This is a genomic window from Pseudarthrobacter sp. SORGH_AS 212, from assembly GCF_030818145.1.
GTDB lineage: Bacteria > Actinomycetota > Actinomycetes > Actinomycetales > Micrococcaceae > Arthrobacter.
On the sequence record NZ_JAUTAA010000001.1, the window covers coordinates 3,564,780 to 3,584,130 of the forward strand.

Annotated in this window: 21 protein-coding genes; 10 read left to right on the forward strand and 11 right to left on the reverse strand. The window is 65.8% G+C overall.

Going from position 1 to position 19,351, the window contains the following annotated elements; genetic code table 11:
• Positions 1-4 precede the first annotated feature (4 nt).
• The gene (dapD, locus tag QE394_RS16365) at positions 5-1,045 is read right to left on the reverse strand and encodes a 2,3,4,5-tetrahydropyridine-2,6-dicarboxylate N-succinyltransferase (RefSeq protein WP_349035081.1); all 1,041 of its coding nucleotides are present in this window, start codon (positions 1,043-1,045) and stop codon (positions 5-7) included.
• A 51-nt stretch (positions 1,046-1,096) separates the two neighbouring features.
• On the opposite strand from dapD, the gene dapE reads away from it, so the two are divergent.
• Entirely contained in the window at positions 1,097-2,233 is a 1,137-nt protein-coding gene (dapE, locus tag QE394_RS16370) for a succinyl-diaminopimelate desuccinylase (RefSeq protein WP_261618762.1), read from the forward strand.
• Positions 2,234-2,327: 94 nt separating this feature from the next.
• On the opposite strand, the gene QE394_RS16375 is transcribed toward dapE, so the two are convergent.
• The 4 genes from QE394_RS16375 to QE394_RS16390 form a co-directional block, all read right to left on the reverse strand.
• Positions 2,328-3,167, reverse strand: a complete 840-nt coding sequence (locus QE394_RS16375) for an amino acid ABC transporter permease (RefSeq protein WP_056075009.1) — start codon at positions 3,165-3,167, stop codon at positions 2,328-2,330.
• The gene (locus QE394_RS16380; protein WP_056075004.1) at positions 3,164-3,814 is read right to left on the reverse strand and encodes an amino acid ABC transporter permease; all 651 of its coding nucleotides are present in this window, start codon (positions 3,812-3,814) and stop codon (positions 3,164-3,166) included. The genes QE394_RS16375 and QE394_RS16380 overlap by 4 nt, the downstream gene beginning before the upstream one ends.
• A gap of 86 nt (positions 3,815-3,900) precedes the next feature.
• Positions 3,901-4,788 carry a glutamate ABC transporter substrate-binding protein gene (locus tag QE394_RS16385; RefSeq protein ID WP_056075001.1) on the reverse strand — a complete coding sequence of 296 codons (888 nt, stop codon included), beginning with the start codon at positions 4,786-4,788 and terminating at the stop codon, positions 3,901-3,903.
• 70 nt (positions 4,789-4,858) lie between these two features.
• Entirely contained in the window at positions 4,859-5,614 is a 756-nt protein-coding gene (locus QE394_RS16390) for an amino acid ABC transporter ATP-binding protein (protein ID WP_056074999.1), read from the reverse strand.
• Between the two features lie 116 nt (positions 5,615-5,730).
• Here QE394_RS16390 and QE394_RS16395 point away from each other — a divergent pair, with 116 nt between their 5' ends.
• The 4 genes from QE394_RS16395 to QE394_RS16410 all read left to right on the forward strand — a co-directional run bounded on the left by QE394_RS16395 (position 5,731) and on the right by QE394_RS16410 (position 8,635).
• Complete coding sequence (locus QE394_RS16395; protein WP_056074997.1) at positions 5,731-6,513, forward strand: TIGR00730 family Rossman fold protein; 783 nt, start codon at positions 5,731-5,733, stop codon at positions 6,511-6,513.
• Between the two features lie 39 nt (positions 6,514-6,552).
• Positions 6,553-6,978 carry a DivIVA domain-containing protein gene (locus tag QE394_RS16400; protein ID WP_349035082.1) on the forward strand — a complete coding sequence of 142 codons (426 nt, stop codon included), beginning with the start codon at positions 6,553-6,555 and terminating at the stop codon, positions 6,976-6,978.
• Positions 6,975-8,234 (forward strand): hypothetical protein, encoded by a 1,260-nt coding sequence (locus QE394_RS16405; RefSeq protein ID WP_056074991.1) that lies wholly within the window; start codon positions 6,975-6,977, stop codon positions 8,232-8,234. Before QE394_RS16400 ends, QE394_RS16405 begins: the two co-directional genes overlap by 4 nt.
• A gap of 233 nt (positions 8,235-8,467) precedes the next feature.
• Positions 8,468-8,635 (forward strand): DUF3117 domain-containing protein, encoded by a 168-nt coding sequence (locus tag QE394_RS16410; protein WP_009357720.1) that lies wholly within the window; start codon positions 8,468-8,470, stop codon positions 8,633-8,635.
• 113 nt (positions 8,636-8,748) lie between these two features.
• Here QE394_RS16410 and QE394_RS16415 read toward each other — a convergent pair whose 3' ends face one another.
• Entirely contained in the window at positions 8,749-9,381 is a 633-nt protein-coding gene (locus QE394_RS16415; protein WP_056074981.1) for an O-methyltransferase, read from the reverse strand.
• A gap of 228 nt (positions 9,382-9,609) precedes the next feature.
• Here QE394_RS16415 and sigE point away from each other — a divergent pair, with 228 nt between their 5' ends.
• The 3 genes from sigE (at position 9,610) to QE394_RS16430 (ending at position 11,578) form a co-directional block, all read left to right on the forward strand.
• Complete coding sequence (sigE, locus tag QE394_RS16420) at positions 9,610-10,224, forward strand: RNA polymerase sigma factor SigE (RefSeq protein WP_045729696.1); 615 nt, start codon at positions 9,610-9,612, stop codon at positions 10,222-10,224.
• A 7-nt stretch (positions 10,225-10,231) separates the two neighbouring features.
• Positions 10,232-11,095, forward strand: a complete 864-nt coding sequence (locus QE394_RS16425) for a hypothetical protein (protein ID WP_056074978.1) — start codon at positions 10,232-10,234, stop codon at positions 11,093-11,095.
• Between the two features lie 69 nt (positions 11,096-11,164).
• The gene (locus tag QE394_RS16430) at positions 11,165-11,578 is read left to right on the forward strand and encodes a hypothetical protein (RefSeq protein ID WP_056074974.1); all 414 of its coding nucleotides are present in this window, start codon (positions 11,165-11,167) and stop codon (positions 11,576-11,578) included.
• A gap of 23 nt (positions 11,579-11,601) precedes the next feature.
• Here the strand turns inward: QE394_RS16430 and QE394_RS16435 are convergent, their stop codons facing one another.
• The 3 genes from QE394_RS16435 to QE394_RS16445 are packed head-to-tail and all read right to left on the reverse strand — an operon-like array spanning position 11,602 to position 14,731.
• The gene (locus QE394_RS16435; RefSeq protein WP_349035083.1) at positions 11,602-12,747 is read right to left on the reverse strand and encodes an Mrp/NBP35 family ATP-binding protein; all 1,146 of its coding nucleotides are present in this window, start codon (positions 12,745-12,747) and stop codon (positions 11,602-11,604) included.
• Between the two features lie 9 nt (positions 12,748-12,756).
• Entirely contained in the window at positions 12,757-13,464 is a 708-nt protein-coding gene (locus QE394_RS16440; RefSeq protein ID WP_268156891.1) for a DUF1003 domain-containing protein, read from the reverse strand.
• Positions 13,448-14,731: a CBS domain-containing protein gene (locus QE394_RS16445; RefSeq protein WP_015937687.1), complete on the reverse strand. Its 1,284-nt coding sequence runs from the start codon at positions 14,729-14,731 to the stop codon at positions 13,448-13,450. The genes QE394_RS16440 and QE394_RS16445 overlap by 17 nt, the downstream gene beginning before the upstream one ends.
• A 77-nt stretch (positions 14,732-14,808) precedes the next feature.
• Here QE394_RS16445 and QE394_RS16450 point away from each other — a divergent pair, with 77 nt between their 5' ends.
• A complete protein-coding gene (locus QE394_RS16450; protein WP_349035084.1) occupies positions 14,809-15,801 on the forward strand; it encodes a general stress protein in 993 nt (330 codons plus the stop codon).
• 82 nt (positions 15,802-15,883) lie between these two features.
• Here QE394_RS16450 and QE394_RS16455 read toward each other — a convergent pair whose 3' ends face one another.
• Complete coding sequence (locus QE394_RS16455) at positions 15,884-17,479, reverse strand: aminopeptidase P family protein (RefSeq protein WP_349035085.1); 1,596 nt, start codon at positions 17,477-17,479, stop codon at positions 15,884-15,886.
• Positions 17,480-17,558: 79 nt separating this feature from the next.
• Here QE394_RS16455 and QE394_RS16460 point away from each other — a divergent pair, with 79 nt between their 5' ends.
• Positions 17,559-18,407, forward strand: coding sequence for a PHP domain-containing protein (locus QE394_RS16460; RefSeq protein WP_056074963.1), 849 nt, complete (start codon positions 17,559-17,561; stop codon positions 18,405-18,407).
• A gap of 69 nt (positions 18,408-18,476) precedes the next feature.
• Here the strand turns inward: QE394_RS16460 and QE394_RS16465 are convergent, their stop codons facing one another.
• On the reverse strand, positions 18,477-19,349 hold the full coding sequence (locus QE394_RS16465; RefSeq protein WP_261618766.1) for a site-specific DNA-methyltransferase: 873 nt from the start codon (positions 19,347-19,349) through the stop codon (positions 18,477-18,479).
• Positions 19,350-19,351: the final 2 nt, after the last annotated feature.

Consider the following 19,351-nt stretch of genomic DNA (forward strand, 5'->3'; position numbering starts at 1 on the left):
GGAATCAGTTGGCGTGGAGCGCGTCGTTCAGTTCCACCGTCTGGCCCTGGCGGGGGAGGACCTCCACGGCGCCGGTGGTGGAATTGCGGCGGAAGAGCAGGTTGGGCACACCGGAAAGGTCGGCGGCCTTGACGATCTTTGTGGTGTCTTCGCCCACCTCGTCCTTGGGGCCGGGGACGCGAACGCGGGTACCGGCCGTCACGTACAGTCCGGCTTCAACGACGGAGTCGTCGCCGATGCTGATGCCGACGCCGGAGTTGGCTCCGAGCAGGACCCGCTCGCCGATGGTGATCTTTTCCTTGCCGCCGCCCGAGAGGGTGCCCATGATCGAAGCACCGCCGCCGACGTCGCTGCCGTCCCCGGTGACCACGCCGGCGGAGATGCGGCCCTCAACCATGGACGTGCCCAGGGTTCCGGCGTTGAAGTTCACGAAGCCTTCGTGCATGACGGTGGTGCCGGCGGCCAGGTGGGCACCGAGGCGGACGCGGTCGGCGTCGGCAATCCGGACCCCGGCGGGCACCACGTAGTCCACCATGCGCGGGAACTTGTCGACGCCGTAGACGGTGACGGCGCCGCGGCGGCGGAGGCGGGCGCGCGTGAGTTCGAAGCCTTCGACGGCGGCGGGACCAAAGTTGGTCCACACCACGTTGGGGAGCTTGCCGAAGATTCCGTCCAGGTTGATGGTGTTGGGCCGGACCAGGCGGTGCGAGAGCAGGTGCAGGCGGAGGTAGGCGTCCGCCGTGTCCGCCGGTGCCTCGTCGAGGTGGATCTGGACGAAGACCACCTTCTGTTCGGTGCCACGGTCCTCGTCGGCACCGTTGGCCGCGATCTGGGCCAGCGTCGGATCGGCGTTTTCCACCGCGCGGAGGTTCTCCGCGGCAACACCCAGCGACGGTGCCGGGAACCACACGTCCAGGACAGTTGCTTCAGCCGAACCATCGCCGCTGGCGCTAGCAATGGTGGCAACGCCAAAGCCATAGGCGGAGCGGCTGTCAGTGGTGTCGTTCAGGGTTTCGGGCACGGCGGAGGAAGCGGTCTCAGTCATGTGGTCCAGTCTATCGAGGGGTGGCCCCAGGGTTCGAACTAGACTGGCTTCGTGACTGCCGAACCCACCCCCCACGCATCCGTACCCGCACTGGACCTCCGTCAGGACGTCGCGCTGCTCACCGCAGCCGTGATGGACATCAACAGTGTCTCGGGCAACGAGAAGGAACTTGCCGACGCCGTGGAAGCAGCATTGGCGGACATTTCCCAGCTGACGATTGTTCGTGACGGCGATTCCATCATCGCCCGCACAGAGATGGGGAAGGCCGAACGCGTCATCCTCGCCGGGCACCTCGATACCGTTCCGTTGCCGCTGACGGAGGGGTCGAAGGGAACCGTGCCGTCCACCTGGGAATCCGGTGTACCGGGGGAAGGTGTGCTGTACGGACGCGGTGCCACGGACATGAAGGGCGGCGTCGCGGTCCAGCTGGCCCTCGCTGCCACCATGTTCGACGACGGCGCCCAGCCACAGCGCGATGTCACCTTCGTCTTTTACGACCATGAGGAAGTCGAGGCCGTCAAGAGCGGCTTGGGGCGCCTGGTCCGTAACCACGGCCACCTGTTGGACGGCGACTTCGCCATCCTGCTGGAACCGACCCACGGAACGGTGGAGGGCGGCTGCAACGGCACCAGCCGGTTCGAGGCCACCACCGTCGGGGAGGCTGCACATTCGGCCCGGGCGTGGATGGGCAGCAACGCCATCCACGCGGCGGCCCCGATCCTCGCCCGGCTGGCCGCCTACGAACCACAGACCGTCAACGTTGACGGCCTCGACTACCGCGAGAGCCTCAACGCGGTGAAGATCAACGGCGGAACGGCCGGCAACGTTATTCCGGACCGGTGCGTGGTGGAGATCAACTACCGCTTCGCGCCGGACAAGTCGCCGGATGAGGCCGAGGCCGTTGTCCGGAACCTTCTTGAAGGCTTCGAGGTGGTCCGTACCGATGCGGCCGCGGGTGCCCGGCCCGGCCTGAACCACCCGGCTGCGGCATCCTTCATAGCCGCTGTGGGAGCCGAGCCGAAGCCGAAATACGGCTGGACCGACGTCGCGCGGTTCAGCGAACTGGGGATCCCCGCCGTGAACTTTGGCCCAGGTGATCCGCTGTTGGCCCACAAGGACAACGAACACGTGGATGCGGAAGCCATCCGTGAGTGCCTTCGGGCCTTGCGGGACTGGCTACAGGGCTGACCGCCAACTGCCGCACAGGCACCGTGGCCCTTAAACAGTTGTGGCCCGGATCACCAGATCCGGGCCACAACTGTTTAGGGGCAACGCGCGGGGGCTAGGGAGCCCCGGCTTCCGCCACAGCCGGGTCGGCCTTGGCTGTGCCACCGGCCGCCTTCTTGGAACCGCGCCGTTCGATCCACACAGCGAGCCGCGAGATGGCGATGTTAATGGCGATGTACATTCCGGCGGCCACGAAGAACACCGGGAAGAGGAACGCGGGTCCCAGGACGTCAGCCATGAGCTGGACCGCCCGCAGAAGTTCTCCGTAAGCGACGATGTAGCCCAGCGAGGTGTCCTTCAGGAGCACCACCAGCTGCGCCACCAGGGACGGCATCATCCGGCGGACAGCCTGGGGAAGTTCGATCAGCATCCGCGACTTGAAGCTGGTCAGGCCAATGGCCAGGCCTGCCTCGCGTTGGCCCTTGGGAAGGGACTGGATGCCGGCGCGGATGATTTCCGCAAAGACTGCTGCGTTGTAGACCACCAGGCCCGCAACGACGGCAATAAACTGCGACGTGCCAAAGCCGAGGAGGATGAACAGCATCATCAGCACCACCGGCATGCCCCGGAGGAACTCCAGGACCACTCGGGTGGGGACCCGGATCAGCTTGACGTCCGAGATCCGGAGCAGGCACAGCAGCAGGCCCAAGGGGAAGGCGATGACGGCGGCCAACGCCGCGGCAGACAACGTTGCCCCCAGACCATTGCCCAGCAGCCGCCACACGTCCGCCCGGGTGAAGATTTGCCAACGGCGGCCTTCAAAGATTCCCTGCTGGCCCAGGGTAAAGATGATCCAGGCGAGCAGGCCGAGGATGGCCAGGCCGCCCACCACCGAACCGATCAGGGAAATCCGGCGGGCCTTGGGGCCGGGAACGTCGTAAAGTACCGAGCTCATCGGGCAATCGCCACCTTTCGCTCCACCGTGCTGGCAAGGATGCCCAGCGGAACGGTGAGAAGGAGATAGAAGAACGCGGTGCCCAGCAGGACCGTGATGACCTGGTCACCGTTGGCGTTGGCCAGCTGGCGGCCGTAGCCGAACAATTCAAGGACAAAGAAGGCGCCGGCCACTGACGAGTTCTTGACCAAAGCAATCAGGATGTTGATCAACGGCGGGATCACCGTCCGGAGGGCCTGCGGCAGGATGATGAGGTTCAGGACCTGGCCGAAGTTCATGCCGATGCTGCGGGCGGCTTCGGCCTGGCCCACGGGCACGCTGTTGACACCGGAGCGGACAGCTTCAGCGATGAACGCCGCGGTGTAGGTGCTGAGTGCAATGATGGCTGCCACTTCGAACTGGGCGAACTGGACGCCCAGGCGTGGCAGCACAATGGCTGCGAAGAAGAAGGCAATGGTCAGGGGGGTGTTGCGGAGGATTTCAACGTAGGCAGTGCTGAAACCGCGAAGCGCTGCCACCGGCGAGACCCTGGCGGCTGCCAGGAGCGTGCCCAGTACAAGCGCGATAACCCCGGAAACAACTGACAGGAAAAGGGTGCGGAGAAAACCTTCCCAGTACAGCGGGAGGTTTTCAATGATGACGTCCATGGGTTCCTTCGGCTCAAGAAGCGGAGGGTAGGGGAACAGTGCAGTGCCGGGGCTGCCGAAGCGCGCCCCGGCACTGCCGTTGAGCCTTAGTAGCGGTTGATCTCAGGCAGTTCGGGCGCGGTCTTGATGACCGAACCGGCGGTGGCCTCCCAGGCCTTCTTGTAGTCGCCGTCCTTGTCGAAGGACTCAAGCTGGTCGTTGATCCAGTTGCGGAACTCGGTGTCGTCCTTCTTCAGGCCGATGCCGTAGGGCTCCTTGGTGAAGGTCTCGTCCGAGGCGAGCTTGAAGGCATCGGGTTCCTTGTCCACAAAGCCGGCCAGGATCACGTTGTCCGTGGTGACTGCTTCAACCTGCTTGTTGCGCAGCGGCTCCAGGCAGGCGGAGTAGGTGGCAGCGGGAACCAGTTCCGCGCCGTACTTGTCCACGATGGTGGCGGCGGGGGTGGAGCCGGTCACGGAGCAGACCTTCTTGCCCTTGACGTCTTCGGGCTTCTTGATGGAGTCGTTGTCCTTGTTCACCATCAGGGCCTGGCCGGCTTCGTAGTACGGTCCGGCGAAGCTGACAACCTGCTTGCGCTTGTCGTTGATGGTGTAGGTGGCGATTACCAGGTCAACCTTGCCCTGCTCGATAAAGGGTTCGCGGTTGGCGGAGACGGTCTCGGACCACTCGATCTTGTCCGCAGCGATGCCCAGCTTGGCGGCGATCAGCTTGCCGATTTCAACGTCGAAACCGACGGGCTTGCCGTCCAGGCCCACCTGGCCGAAGAGCGGCTGGTCGAACTTGGTGCCGATCTTGATGGTGCCTGCCGAGGCGATCTTTTCCATGGTGGTGCCGGCAGCAAACGTCGGCTTTTCCACGGGAGCCGGGTTGCTTCCGCCGCCGGCGTCGCCTCCGCCGCAGGCGCTCAGGGACAGGGCAAGGGCAGCGGTCGCCGCCACAACAAATGATTTCCGCCGGGTCAAAAATGCCTTCATGACATTCCTTTCATTGATGGCCGCGGATCACGGCCTGGGTGCGAACTTGGAGTGTTTGTTCGAAGGGGAATCAGTGGGTGAGGAGCTTGGAGAGGAAGTCCTTGGCGCGGTCGCTCTTGGGGTTCGTGAAGAACTCCTCGGGGGTGGCGTCCTCGACGATCTGGCCATCGGCCATGAAGACGACCCGGTCCGCGGCTTTGCGGGCGAATCCCATCTCATGGGTGACCACGATCATGGTCATGCCTTCCTTGGCCAGCTGGACCATGACGTCCAGGACCTCGTTGATCATTTCGGGGTCAAGCGCTGAGGTGGGCTCGTCGAAGAGCATGACCTTCGGTTTCATGGCGAGGGCGCGGGCAATGGCCACACGCTGCTGCTGGCCGCCGGAGAGCTGGGCGGGAAGCTTCGGAGCCTGGTGTCCGACGCCCACCCGCTCGAGCAGGGCCATGGCGTCCTTGTCAGCAGCAGCCTTGGCGACGCCCTTGACCTTGATGGGGCCAAGGGTCACGTTCTCGAGAATGGTCTTGTGCGCGAAGAGGTTGAAGGACTGGAACACCATTCCGACGTCGGCGCGCAGCTGTGCCAGCGCCTTGCCTTCTTCGGGAAGGACCTTCCCGTCAATGCTGATGGTGCCGTCCTCGATGGTCTCGAGGCGGTTGATGGCGCGGCAGAGGGTGGACTTACCGGAGCCCGACGGCCCGATGACCACGACAACCTCGCCCTTGCGGACCTGCAGGTTGATGTCCTTCAAAACGTGCAGCTGGCCGTAATGCTTATTAACGGCGTTCAGGGAGACGAGGGCATCGCCGGGCACATGAGTAGTCATAGGAAGAATCTAGCGAAGAACGGCGGGTTATGACGCGAATCACGGCATGTTCCTGCACATCGTGATTCAAGAGATACCTGCCGTGGCTCCGGCGGGAGTCGCGTTAGCCTTGGGGAATGAGCATCAGTGCAGATCCGGCCAAGAACATCCAACCCCGCCGTAAGGGCCCCCTTGAACTCCGCCGCAAACAGGCGGCGGTGGAAATGTCGGACCAACATTTGCTTGATACCAAAGGCCCGGGCCAGTTCGTCCACACCGACCCCTGGCGCGTCCTGCGGATCCAAAGCGAATTTGTTGAGGGTTTCGGGGCCCTGGCGGACGTCGGCAAGGCAGTCAGCGTCTTTGGTTCAGCACGCACGAAACCCGGCAGCAAATACTACGAAATGGGTGTCGAAGTGGGGCGCAAGCTGGCCGAGGCCGGCGTTGCGGTGATCACAGGCGGCGGACCGGGCTCCATGGAAGCGGCCAACCGGGGCACCGTGGAAGGCAACGGAGTCTCAGTGGGCCTCGGCATCGAACTGCCGTTCGAGCAGGGCCTGAACCAGTGGGTGGACCTCGGCATCAACTTCCGCTATTTCTTTGCCCGCAAGACCATGTTCGTCAAGTACGCCCAGGGATTCATCGTCCTGCCCGGCGGCCTGGGCACCCTCGACGAACTGTTCGAAGCCATGGTGCTGGTGCAGACCCGCAAAGTGACGTCATTCCCCATCGTCCTTCTCGGTGTTGAGTTCTGGGGCCCCATGATCGACTGGATCAGGGGGACCCTGGTTGCTGAGGGCATGGTCTCGGAGAAGGACCTGGACCTGATCCAGGTGGTGGACGATCCTGCGGAGGCCGTCCAGCGCGTGCTCCACGGCGGCCCCATCCCGCCAATGAACGGGGAGCAGCGGCCGGAGTAGTGCGCTTCCCGCCCGGCAGGGTTCTGGCACGATGGGACGGTGAGCTTCTTTCTCGTTTTCCTGGCCATCGTGCTGGTTGGGGCAGTCCTGTGGACCGGCGTCGGGCTGCGCTCGCGGAAGACCGGCCGGCAGCCGTTGCCCGCGCTGCTGGACGGCGGGTTTGAGCAGCCGCCGGCCAACCTTCCGCCGGTCCTGCTCCCCGCCGACGCTGCGCCCCGCGATGTGGACGGGGTGCGTTTCGCGCTCGGCCTGCGGGGTTACCGCATGGACCAGGTGGACCAGGTCCTCGACGAGTTGCGGGACCAGCTCGCGGCGGCCCGGAAGGAGTCCGACGAGCTGCGGTCATGCCTCTTGGCCCTGGAGGCCAAGGCCAGGCGCGGGGACAGCGAAGGCGCGGTGTCCGCCGTCGAGCCCGGAAAGACGTCCGACGGCGGTACCGCGCCATCCGCTGCGGACGTCCAGTGAGCACCGTGGACAGTCGCCGCGCGAACCTTGGTTCTGCGCAGGCTGCGGCCGCCAAGGCGGGTGACATGCTCCGCCGCTGGTCGTGGTGGGCGCAGGTCTCCGCCATCTACGTGGTTTCCCGGCTCGTCAGCGCCTGCATCTTCATGGCTGCCGCCCTGCACCAGGGCCCCAATCCGTGGTTCCCGGCCAAGCCCGATTACTGGAATTTCATCAATATCTGGGATGCCCGGTGGTACGGCGAAGTTATCGCCAACGGTTATCCGTCCCGGCTGCCCACTGACGCCCTGGGCAACGTTCAGGAAAATGCCTGGGCTTTCTACCCGCTCTTTCCGGCGCTGGCCCGCGGCCTGAGCGGCCTGACCGGGCTGAACCCCGCGGCCTCGCTGACCATCGTCGCGATGCTGTCCGGCTGGGCGGCCGCGCTGGTGGTCTACGTCCTTTTCCGCCACAAAGCAGCCCACGCAGAGGCGTTGTGGGGGGTGGCGTTCTTCGCCACGTTCCCGGTATCGGCCGTCCTTCAGGTGCCCTATGCCGAGCCACTAACGCTCCTGCTGCTGGCGGCCGCGTTGCTGCTGGTGGTCCGCCGGCAGTACCTGTGGGCGATGCCCGTCGTGGTGCTGATGTGCCTGTCCCGCCCGGTGGGTGTCCCCTTCGCAGCGATGCTCGGGATACTCTTCCTCGCCCGGCTGGTATCCCGGTTCCGGCCCGGACAAGCGAGCACACCGCATTCCGCCGGGCACTCGGCCGGAGACCTGGTCCGCCTGGGGACACTGACCGGCGTCGCGGGCCTGTCCGCCCTTGCCTGGCCGGCCGCGGCGTGGGCTGCCACGGGCGACATCGAGGCGTACACCAAGACCGAGACGGTGTGGCGCGGACACGACCTGGTGCCATTCAGGCCCTGGTTCGATGCCGGCGTCGACCTTTTCGGCCCCGTGCTGGGCGTCCTGGCCCCGTTCGTTTTCGTGGCGCTGTTCGGCGCCATGCTGTTTCTTCCGCCGGTGGTGCGTCTCGGCGTTGAAATGCGCATATGGTGCGCCTGCTACATGGGTTACCTGGTGGTTTTCCTGCACCCGCAGACCAGCACCTTCCGGATGCTGTTGCCCCTTTTCCCGCTGGCACTGGGCGCCGTCCTGCTGAGCCGTTCGAGGGCTTACCGGGGGACTGCCGTAACAATGTTCCTGCTGCTGCAGATGGTGTGGATCGTCTGGCTGTGGGCCTGGGCGCAGTTGCCCGGCGGCGGCGATTACCCGCCCTGATTAATTGCGCTTCCGTGCAGGTCAACGCCGGAATTAAGGCGTGCCGAAAATGTCCATCGATTAGCTACGTACGGGTAATTCCGGGATAATAGTCAGTAAGCAAGGACAAAAAGCATTCAGAATACGCGCAGCCTTGGCGGTGGAGAGCACCTCCGTCATAGCGGCCTGATTGACATGCGGACACAGCCCGACCGGGCTGAACAGTCCTGGGACTAAATGGAGGGGAATTCCTCATGGCTGCTATGAAACCACGCACCGGCGACGGCCCAATGGAAGTCACGAAGGAGGGCCGCAGCCTGATCATGCGCGTCCCGCTCGAAGGCGGCGGGCGTCTTGTGGTTGAGCTGAACGCCGCAGAGGCGGCAAACCTCAAGGAATGCCTGGTAGGCGTTACCGAATAATCGTGCCGGACAGGGTCCGCGGCCTTTCGCTGCGGGCCCTGTTCCGTCCCTGCTGCGTTTACGCGCAGCATTTCCCCAGCGGGCACGACGCCGTGGCGGAAAACCCGGCAGCGTTACCTCTTGACGGCTACCAGCAATCCGTCCCCGGTGGGGAGCATGGCGGTGGCCAGCCTCTCGTCCTCGCGGATTGCCTTGCCCACCTGCCGAAGGATGACCGTAGTCGGTTCGCGTCCCGCCGGATTGGCAACCTTGTCCTTGTCCAGGGCGTCATTGATGATCAGCAGCCCGGAACGCTTCAGGAGGCGGATGGCCTGCTCCACGTAGCCGGGCAGGCCGGGCTTGTCTGCGTCAATGAATACGATGTCGTAGGCGTTGTCCGTGAGACGGGGCAGGACATCGCCGGCGCGGCCTGAAATGGTGCGGGTCCGGTTTGCAGGGCTGCCGGCCTCCGCGTAGGCCTCGCGGGCGGCTTTCAGGTGCTCAACATCCACGTCGATGGTGGTCAATACGGCCTGGGGGCCGAGACCGCGGAGCAGGCAAACGCCGGATACGCCCGCACCCGTGCCAATTTCGACGGCGGTCTGTGCCTTGGAGGCGGCCGCCAGGACGGTAAGGACGGCCCCTACCCCCGGGCCGACGGGGGTTACGCCGAGTTCAAAGGAACGCTCCCGGGCCCGAAGCATGACGTCATCCTCAGCGGGCAGATCTTCTGCAAAGGACCAGCTGATGGACTTGTCGGCGCTCATTAATGTTCGCTTTCTGGGCGTTGAGGGGGTTGTCTTCTACAGCCTAATGGGTCGGGGCGAAACAGCATGGCAGGCGGGCGGTTGCGCCCACGGCATAACTTTCCGGCAGTCAGGAAATTCCCAGCCAAGTTTGAAATGATTATTATCCGCTCATCCAAGAGATGACCGGCGCCGAATCAGAGATGTCAACAGTATCCGGGCGTTAGCATTCCACGAGGGGAGTGGACGATGTCATCTTCAGTTGTGGCACCTGTCCCTGCAGTACAACATCCCGAAGCCGATTGGGTCCGGCCCACCTGGGAAGAAGTGGTCACCAACCATTCGGCCAAAGTTTACCGGCTGGCCTACCGCCTGACCGGCAACAGGTTCGACGCCGAAGACCTCACCCAGGAGGTGTTTGTCCGCGTCTTCCGCTCGCTGGAAAACTTCAAGCCCGGAACGCTGGATGGCTGGCTGCACCGCATCACCACCAACCTCTTCCTGGACCAGGCGCGCCGCAAGACCCGCATCCGGTTTGACGCCCTGGCCGAGGATGCGGAGTCCCGCCTTCCCGGACGCGAGCCGGGTCCGGAGCAGAGCTTCGAACTGAACAACCTTGACCTGGACGTCCAGGCCGCCCTGGAAGAACTGCCGCCGGACTTCCGCGCCGCCGTCGTGCTGTGCGACCTTGAGGGCCTGTCCTATGACGAGGTGGCAGCGGCCCTGGGCGTCAAGCTGGGGACGGTCCGCTCCCGGATCCACCGCGGCAGGACCATGCTGCGGGAGAAGCTCGCGCACAGGGATCCCCGGCCGCAGCACGCCCGGCGCAAACTGTCCATGCCGCGCATTGCCGGCATCCTCTGATCGGCTCATGAGGCCCCCCTTCAATTCCGGCGGCAGGCACGCGCGCACCTCCAGCCACGTGGCGTCCTGTCCGGAATGCGCCTTGGCCATGCGCCGGGAACGCCAGTATTTGGAGCGGCTCCGTGAGGCTCCCATCCCGCCGGCAAGCAATGACCTGACGGCGCGGCTCCTGGAACGGACGTCGCTGCTGGCAGCCCAGCCGGTTCCATCCACGCCTTCCGGCACTGCCCCCCGCACGGCCGCACGTGTCCTGGCCATGGCCGCGGGCGGTACCGTGGCCGCCGCAGGTGTCCTCGGCGTCGGCGCCCTCGCTGCGGCCGGAGAGCCCTTCCCCGGAAATGCCCCGGCGCCGGCGACGCTTGCCCAGGTCTCGGCACACACTCCCGCTGACGGCAGGGCCCTCACCGCGGACCAGCTCAGCAGCCTGCGCCAGGAGGGCTGGGCCTGCCCGGTGCTCGAAGCCATGGGATTCCGCCTGGAGTCCGCCAAAGCCGTTGTCAGGGGCGGACAGCCAGCGGTGGAGCTGCGGCTTAGCGACGGATCGCATTACGCCACCGTGACAGAGCAGCACGCAGGCAACGTGCCGACGCCGGTGGAGGCGGTGGGCCGCCAGGGCAGTCCAGTCCAGGTCCTGGGAACCTCGCCGTGGTCAGCCACCTACACGTCCGGGGGACGGACTTTCACCATCGAGTCGAACCTGCCCGCCGACCAGGCGGATGATGCAGGGCCCATTCTGGAGCGGGTCGGCGGCGTGGCCGCGGAGGGGCTCACGGCGGGGGTCGATGGCAATGCCCAAGACGCCGCCGGGGAGCCTCTGGAAAACCGGTTACAGCGCGGGATCAACAGGATCGTGGCCGTCTTTACCCAGTAATGCAGGCTGTTTCCGTCCCCGCCGGGCGCGAATCGTCTCTGGCAGCCCGGAGAGGGTAATCTTCCTAAAGTGTTTGGTATCAACGGCCCGGAGTTCTTCCTCCTGCTGATCATCGGTGTCCTGGTGATCGGCCCCCAGAGGCTGCCCGAATATACCCAGAAGCTCGCCAACCTGGTGAAGGAAGTCCGGCGCATGGCGTCCGGTGCCCGCGAGCAGATCAAGGAAGAAGTGGGCATCGACATCGACGATGTCGACTGGAAGAAGTACGATCCCCGGCAGTACGACCCGCGGCGCATCATTAAGGAAGCGCTGCTGGATGACGACACCAAGCCCGTCAGCTCCGGCGCCCCGGCCGCAGTGGCAGCCGTTGCGGGCGCAGCAGCTGCAGGGGCGGCAGATGAGTCCGCCCCGTCACGGCCGGAACGCGTAGTGCAGAGCCTGCCACCCGGCGAGGCCGCACCGTTCGACACCGAAGCCACCTGAGGCGTTCCGCCACGCGGGGGTGGCTAGCGGGGCTGCAGGCCCAGCTTCATCCCGGCCAGGCCCCGCGGCTTTGAAGCCAGGTTCGCGGCAATTCCCGTCAACGCCGCAGCCGCCGCCGTGTCCGGCTGGCCAATCACGATGGGCGCCCCAGTGTCGCCGCCTTCGCGCAGTTTGATGTCCAGCGGAATCTGGCCCAGCAGGGGGACATCGGCGCCCACGGCTGCAGTCAGCCTCTCGGCGAGTACGGCTCCGCCGCCGCTTCCGAACAATTCCATCCTCCCGCCGTCGGGCATCTCAAGGTAGGACATGTTCTCGATGACGCCCGCAACCTTTTGCCCCGTCTGGGTGGCGATGGCGCCGGCGCGTTCGGCGACGTCCGCGGCCGCAGCCTGCGGAGTGGTGACCACCAGGATCTCGGCCTTGGGCAGCAGCTGGGCCACCGAAATGGCTATGTCTCCGGTGCCCGGCGGAAGGTCGAGGAAGAGGGCGTCCAGGTCCCCGAAGTAGACGTCCGTGAGGAACTGTTCCAGTGCCCGGTGCAGCATTGGCCCGCGCCAGGCCACGGGCTGGTTGCCGGTGACGAACATCCCGATGGAGATGACCTTCACGCCATAGGCCACCGGCGGCAGGATCATGTCGTCCACGCGTGTGGGGGCCTGGGTGATGCCCATGAGCGCCGGAACAGAGAAACCGTAGACATCCGCGTCCACGATCCCCACCCGGAGCCCCTGCGCGGCCAGTGCCGTGGCGAGGTTTACGGTGACGGAGGACTTGCCCACCCCGCCCTTGCCGCTGGCAACCGCATAGACCTTCGTCAGGGAACCGGGCTGGTTGAAGGGGATGCCGCGCTGGCCGCCGGGCCCGCGGAGCTTCTCCTTCAGGGCATCCCGCTGGGCCTGGTCCATGACCTTGAGTTCGACGTTGACGCCGGTCACCCCCGGGACTGCGGCCAGAGCCGACTCGGCGTCGGACGTGATGGTGCCCTTCAGCGGGCAGCCGGCGATGGTGAGCAGGACCGTGAGGCTGATCTTGCCGTCTCCGGACACGTGGACGGCGTCCACCATGCCGAGTTCGGTGATGGGACGCCGCAGTTCAGGGTCAATGACGGTGGCGAGGGCGTCGTTGACGTCCTGGAGCAGCTGGGAATTGCTGGGTGTTGCTGTTTCCATGAAGGGTGTTTACCGGTCCTGGGTGGAATGGCCGGGCTTGACCCGGGGGATCTGCTGCGTGCGGGGATTGCGCTGCCGGTCGCGTTGTTCGCGGAGCTTTTCCTTGACTTTGTCCTTGGGTGACTCGTGGCTGCCTTGGCCGGTGGAGTCGTGCGTGCGCAGTTCTTCCTGGGCCTCCAGCATGTCCTCGAGGAGGGAGCGCAGTTCGGCCCGGACGTAGTCGCGCGTGGCTACCTCGCGCAGGGCGATCCGCAGCGAGGCAAGTTCCCGGGTGAGGTACTCGGTGTCGGACAGGTTCCGCTCGGCACGCTGGCGGTCCTGCTGAAGGGACACGCGGTCGCGGTCATCCTGCCGGTTTTGGGCCAGCAGCAGCAGCGGTGCCGCGTAGGACGCCTGGAGGGACAGCATCAGCGTCAGCAGGGTGAAGCCAAGGTCGCGGGAGTCGAACTGCCAGTCAACCGGCGCCCAAGTGTTCCAGCACAGCCAGAAGATACAGAAAATGGTCATGTAGACCAGGAACTGCGGTGTGCCCATGAAGCGGGCAAAGCCTTCCGTGGCGTGGCCGAAAGCGTCGGGGTCAGGGGAGAACTTGGGCAGGATCCGCTGCCTGCCACTCAGCGGCGTGTCCAGGCTGCCTTTGTTGTTCTTGGCGGCGGCGTTGCCGGCATTCCGCTGGTTGGGGTTCTTCGGAGCGCTGTTGTCAGCCAATACGGCCACCGAGCCTTCTTATCGGGGCCTCGCCATCATGGGCGCGCCAATCATCCGGCAACAGATGATCCAAAACGTCATCAACAGTCACCGCCCCCACAAGCCGGCCGGCGTCGTTGACCACCGGAAGGGAGTTCAGGTTATAGGTCGCCAGGGTCCGCGCCACTTCGCTGATGTGGGCCTGGTCGGACAACGGCTCAAGGTTCTTGTCCACCAGGTTGCCCAGCGGCTCGAACGGCGGGAACCGGAGCAGCTGCTGGATGTGCACCACGCCCAGGAACCGGCCGGTGGGAGTCTCCATGGGTGGCCTGGCAATGAAGATGGACGAGGCCAGGGCGGGGGAGAGTTCCTCGCGCCGGACGTGTGCCAGCGCCTCAGCCACGGTGGCTTCGGGGGGCAGGATGACGGGCACCGGGGTCATGAGGCCGCCCGCGGTGTCCTCGTCGTATTCCAGGAGCCGGCGGACGTCCTCGGCCCCCTCGGGCTCCATCAGTTGAAGGAGTTCCTCGGCCTGCGCCGAGGGGAGCTCACCAAGGAGGTCGGCGGCGTCGTCCGGGTCCATTTCCTCGAGCACGTCGGCGGCCCGCTGGATGTCCAGGGCGGAGAGGATCTCCACCTGGTCGTCCTCGGGCAGCTCCTGGAGGACATCTGCCAGGCGCTCATCCTGAAGTTCGCTGGCCACTTCGAAACGCCGCTTATCGCTCATCTCCTGGAGCGCCTCGGCGAAGTCTGCCGGTTTGAGGTCCTCGTGGTTGGCAACGAACTGGGTTGCTGCCTGCGGCTCGGTGCGCGCGCCCTGCTGGGCGTCGGCCCAGTCGATGATGAGCGTTTCGTTGCGGCGCAGGCGGCTGAGCGGGGACAGGGAATGACCGCGCCGGACGAAGAGCTTGCTGACGAACCAGTCGCGGGACCTGTGCTGGTCCATGGCGATGTCCTCGATGGTGGCGTCGCCGCTGCCGTCCCGGAGGGTCACGCGGCGGTCGAACATCTCGGCCACCACCAGCGTTTCCGCGCCGCGCTGTTCGAACCTGCGCAGGTTGACCAGGCCGGTGCAGATCACCTGCGTCTGGTCAATTGAGGTGATACGCGTCATCGGCACGAACACGCGCTTCTTCCCGGGCACTTCGACGACGATACCCACCACATGGGGGGCGCCCTGGGAGCCGCGGGAGAGCACCACAACATCGCGTAACCGGCCCAGCCGGTCACCCAGGGGGTCGAAGACGTCGAGTCCCAGGAGGCGCGCCACGAAGACACGGGTAGGTGTTGTGCTCACTTGTACAGGCTACCGAGTCTGCTCACTTTTAGCTGAATTTACAGGCAGCACACAACCTCATGGGCAAGAATGGGGGTATGGCAAACATTTTTGGTGCTCCCCGGACAGGTGGCCCCAACGGCCTTGACCAAGCCAGGGCCGTCCCGACCGGCGACACCGTGGGTTCCTACACCTCCTACCTGGATGCCCAGAAGGCGGTGGACTACCTCGCCGACCAGCAGTTCCCGGTGCAGATGGTGTCCATCGTGGGCAATGAACTGAAGATGGTGGAACGGGTCACCGGACGCCTCAGCTACCCCCGTGTTGCCCTGTCCGGAGCCCTCAGCGGCATGTGGTTCGGCCTGTTCGTGGGGGTGATGCTTTCCTTCTTCGCGCCGTCGCCCGGGTACTTCTCCATCCTCACCTCCGTATTGATGGGTGCCGCGTTCTTCATGCTGTTCGGCATCGTTACCTACGCAATGCAGCGTGGGAAGCGGGACTTCACGTCCACCAGTCAGGTGGTGGCCACCAGCTATGACGTGATCGTGGCTCCGGAGGCGGCGCAGGAAGCCCGCCGCCTGCTGCAGCAGCTCCCCATGACCCGCTCGGACGCCGCAGTCGGCAACGCCCACCAGCCGCGGCACGGCTACCAGAACCAGCCTTACGACCAGCAGAACCAGCCTTACAACCCGCCGAATCAGCCGTACAACCAGCAGGGCCCGGCGCGTCCCACGGGCTGGAACGATCCCTACGGCCAGCAGGGACATTCGCAGGACTCCGGCCAACCCACGCAGGGTCAGCAGGGTCAGCCCGCGCCGCAGCCGGACGCGCAGCAGCACCCGGGGCAGCAGTACGACGGCGGCCGGCACCAGCAGCCCGCGGCCGCACCGGCCCGCGCGGTCCGGTACCCCGACCTTCCCGACGGGCGGCCGCAGTACGGCGTCAGGCTGCCGCAGGGCCAGGACGGCGGAACACCGCAGCCCGCCGCGCCCGCGCAGCCGGAGGCCGGCCCGCAGCACCACGGCGATGCACCTGCCGGCGAAGGCCAGGACGCCGGCAACGCAGAGCGGCCCGCCGACCCGCGCCACTAGGAACAGCAGAAAAAGCGGTGCCGCCGGAGAAATCCGGCGGCACCGCTTTTTTGTGCCTGTTGCGTGGCTGGTCAGCCCGGTGTCAGCCCTGGGGTGCCTGCCGGGATTCGCCTGCCTCACGGTAGATGCCGGCCATCCACGTCTCCACGTCCTCCGGCGTGCGGGGCAATGCCGCGCTGAGGTTGACCGGCCCGTCGGCGGTCATCAGGATGTCGTCTTCGATGCGGACACCGATGCCACGGTATTCCTCGGGGATGGCCAAGTCCTCGTCCTTGAAGTAGAGGCCCGGCTCGATGGTGAATACCATGCCTTCGGCCAGGATGCCGTCGAGGTACAGCTCCCGCTTGGCCTGGGCGCAGTCGTGGACGTCGAGGCCGAGGTGGTGGCTGGTGCCATGCGGCATCCACCGCCGGTGCTGCTGGCCTTCAGGGCTGATGGCCTCGTCCACGCTGACGGGGAGGAGTCCCCATTCGGCGAGGCGTTCTGCCAGCACGGTGGTGGCGGCGGTGTGGATGTCGCGGAACTTCGTGCCAGGTTGAGCTGCCGCGAACCCGGCGTCGGCCGCGTCCAGGACTGCCTGGTAGACCTTGCGCTGGACATCGCTGAACTTGCCACTCGCAGGGAGGGTGCGGGTGATGTCTGCGGTGTAGAGGGAGTCCGCCTCGACCCCGGCGTCCAGGAGCAGGAGCTCACCGGCGTGGATCTTGCCGGTATTGCGCGTCCAGTGGAGCACTGTGGCGTTGTTGCCGGACGCGGCGATGGTGTCGTAGCCCAGCTCGTTGCCCACCTCGCGGGCGCGGGCGAAGAAGGCGCCTTCCACTACCCGCTCGCCGCGGGCATGGGTCAGTGCGCGCGGCAGGACCTTGACCACTTCTTCGAAGCCTTCCACCGTGGCGGCCACGGCGAGCTCCATCTGCCCGATTTCCCACTCGTCCTTGATGAGGCGAAGCTCTGAGAGGGCTTCGCTCAGCTTCTCGTCAAGGGCATCGAGGACGCCCATGTCGAGGTTTTCGGGATCTTTGGCGGTGTTGTAGCGGGCAGTATCCACCAGGGCGTCAATGGTTTCGTCCACCTTGCGGACCAGGCGGATGGAGATGCCGCCGATCTCCGGCGCGCCAACGTTCTTGGTGATCGCCGTTTCCAGCTGGTCGATGTGGCCGGTGGCCAGGCCAAGGCGGGCTTCGAACTCGGCCAGGGTGGGCCGGGCGCCGATCCAGAATTCGCCGGAGCGGGAGTCGGCATAGAACTGTTCCGTGTCCCGGCCGGCCAACGGACGGAAGTAGAGCGTGGCGCGGTGGTTCCCGCCGTCGTCGCCCTTTCCTTCATCAACGGGCTCCAGCACCAGGACGGCGTCCGGCTCGTGGTCGAGGCCCAGGCCTGTCAGGTGGGCAAAGCCTGAATGCGGCCGGAACCGGTAGTCGCAGTCGTTGGAGCGGACCTTGGGCGGACCCGCCGGAAGGACCAGGCGTTCACCTTTGAACCGGGCGGAGATGGCCTTGCGCCGGGTCGCGGCGTGGCCTGCGACGTCGTCGCGGCCGGGAAGTTCCTGGCTGGACGGCGCCCAGTTACTGGCCATGAAGGCCTTGAAGGCGTCGGAACTGGGCCGCTGCGAGCGGTTGTTGACGCGCTCCTCCAGCGGCTGGTTAGCAGAGGTGGGGGTGTTTTCGGCATCGTTCACGGGACCATCGTCTCACCAGCGTCCCGCCTGCGCGAACAGCCTCCGGTGCCGGAGGCGCAGGGTCAACTAGTCTGTACAGGTGAGGATCGACCTGCATGCCCACTCCAATGTCTCCGACGGCACGGAGAAACCTGCCGACGTCATGGCCTCTGCCGCCCGCGCGGGCCTGGACGTGGTGGCGTTGACCGACCATGACACCACAGACGGGTGGGCGGAAGCATCTGCTGCCGCGATTGACGTGGGGGTGGCGCTGGTCCCGGGCATGGAGGTTTCCTGCCGGACGGCCGAGGGCATCAGCGTCCACCTGCTCAGCTACCTTCACGACCCCCAGCACCCAGGGCTGCTCGAGGAAATCAGCAAGGCCAAGCAAGCCCGCCATACCCGCGCGGAGCGGATGGTCACGCTCCTGGCCGAGGACTATCCCCTCACGTGGGACGACGTGATCCACCATGTAGCGCCGGGGGCCACGTTGGGCCGCCCGCACATCGCCGATGCCTTGGTGGCGGCAGGCGTGGTGGAAGACCGCTCTGAAGCCTTCGCCTCGATCCTGACCTCGCGCTCGCGCTACTTCATCCCGCACTACGCACCCAACCCGGCGGTCGCCGTCGAGCTGGTCTGCGCTGCCGGCGGTGTTCCCGTGTTCGCCCATCCGGTGGCGTCCTCCCGCGGCAGGATCGTGGGGGAGCGGGTCTACCGGGACATGATCGATGCCGGCCTGGCGGGATTGGAGGTCGATCACCGTGACAACCCTGAGGAAGGCCGCAGCTTCCTGCGCCGCCTGGCCGCGGAGAATAGCCTGCTCATCACCGGGTCATCGGACTACCACGGCACGGGCAAGCCGAACCTGCTCGGTGAAAACCTGACCGCACCGGACGTGCTGGCGCGGATCGAGGAACTGGCTTCGGGAACCGCCGTCGTCCGGCCCTGATCCCTGCGCCTTCCCAACTGGGTAGCAGCAGATGTCGTTTTGAGCCGTCAAAACGACATCTGCTGCTACCTACTTGGGTGGGAAAGACGTAAAGGTTGCGTGCGCACCCAGCCGCTTGGCCATGATGTCCACGGCCGGGTGGTTCTGGTCCACGCACACGAACTTGCGGCCCAGCTTGGCCGCCACCGCACCAAGGGTTCCGGAACCGGCGAAGAAATCCAGGCACCAGTCGCCCGGCCGGCTGGACGCTGAGACGACACGGCGGATCAGACCCTCAGGCTTTTGCGTGGGGTATCCCGTCTTCTCCTTGCCGGTGGGCGAAACGATGGTGTGCCACCAGACGTCCGTGGGCAGTTTCCCCAGCTCCCGCTTGGCCGGCGTGACAAGGCCCGGCGCCATGTACGGCTCCCGGTCCACCTCGGCGTTGTCGAAGTGGTACTTGGACGGGTTCTTGACGTACACGAGGATGTTGTCGTGCTTCGTGGGCCAGCGGTTCCTGGCGCGGGCGCCGTAGTCGTAGGCCCAGATGATCTCGTTCAGGAAGCACTCGCGGCCGAAGATGGCGTCCAGCATCACCTTGGCATAGTGCACCTCGCGGTAGTCCAGGTGCAGGTACAGGGTGCCGTCGTCGGCCAGCAGCCGCCAGGCTTCCACCAGGCGCGGTTCCAGGAAGGACCAATAGTCGCTGAAGGCGTCGTCGTAGCGGTGCAACGCGCCCTTGATGGTGTCATAGGAGCGGCCCTTGAAGCCCACGCGGTCACCGCTGCCGCCGGCGTTGGCAACCATGCGGGTTTCCTGCCGGCTCTGCGCCCGGCCCGTGTTGAAGGGCGGGTCCACGTAGATCAGCGTGAAGGCGCCGTCCGGCAGCGTGGGGAGGTACTGCGCGTTATCCGCGTGCACCACCAGGCTGCCGCCGTCCGGCGCCCAAACAGTGTTCGTCATTC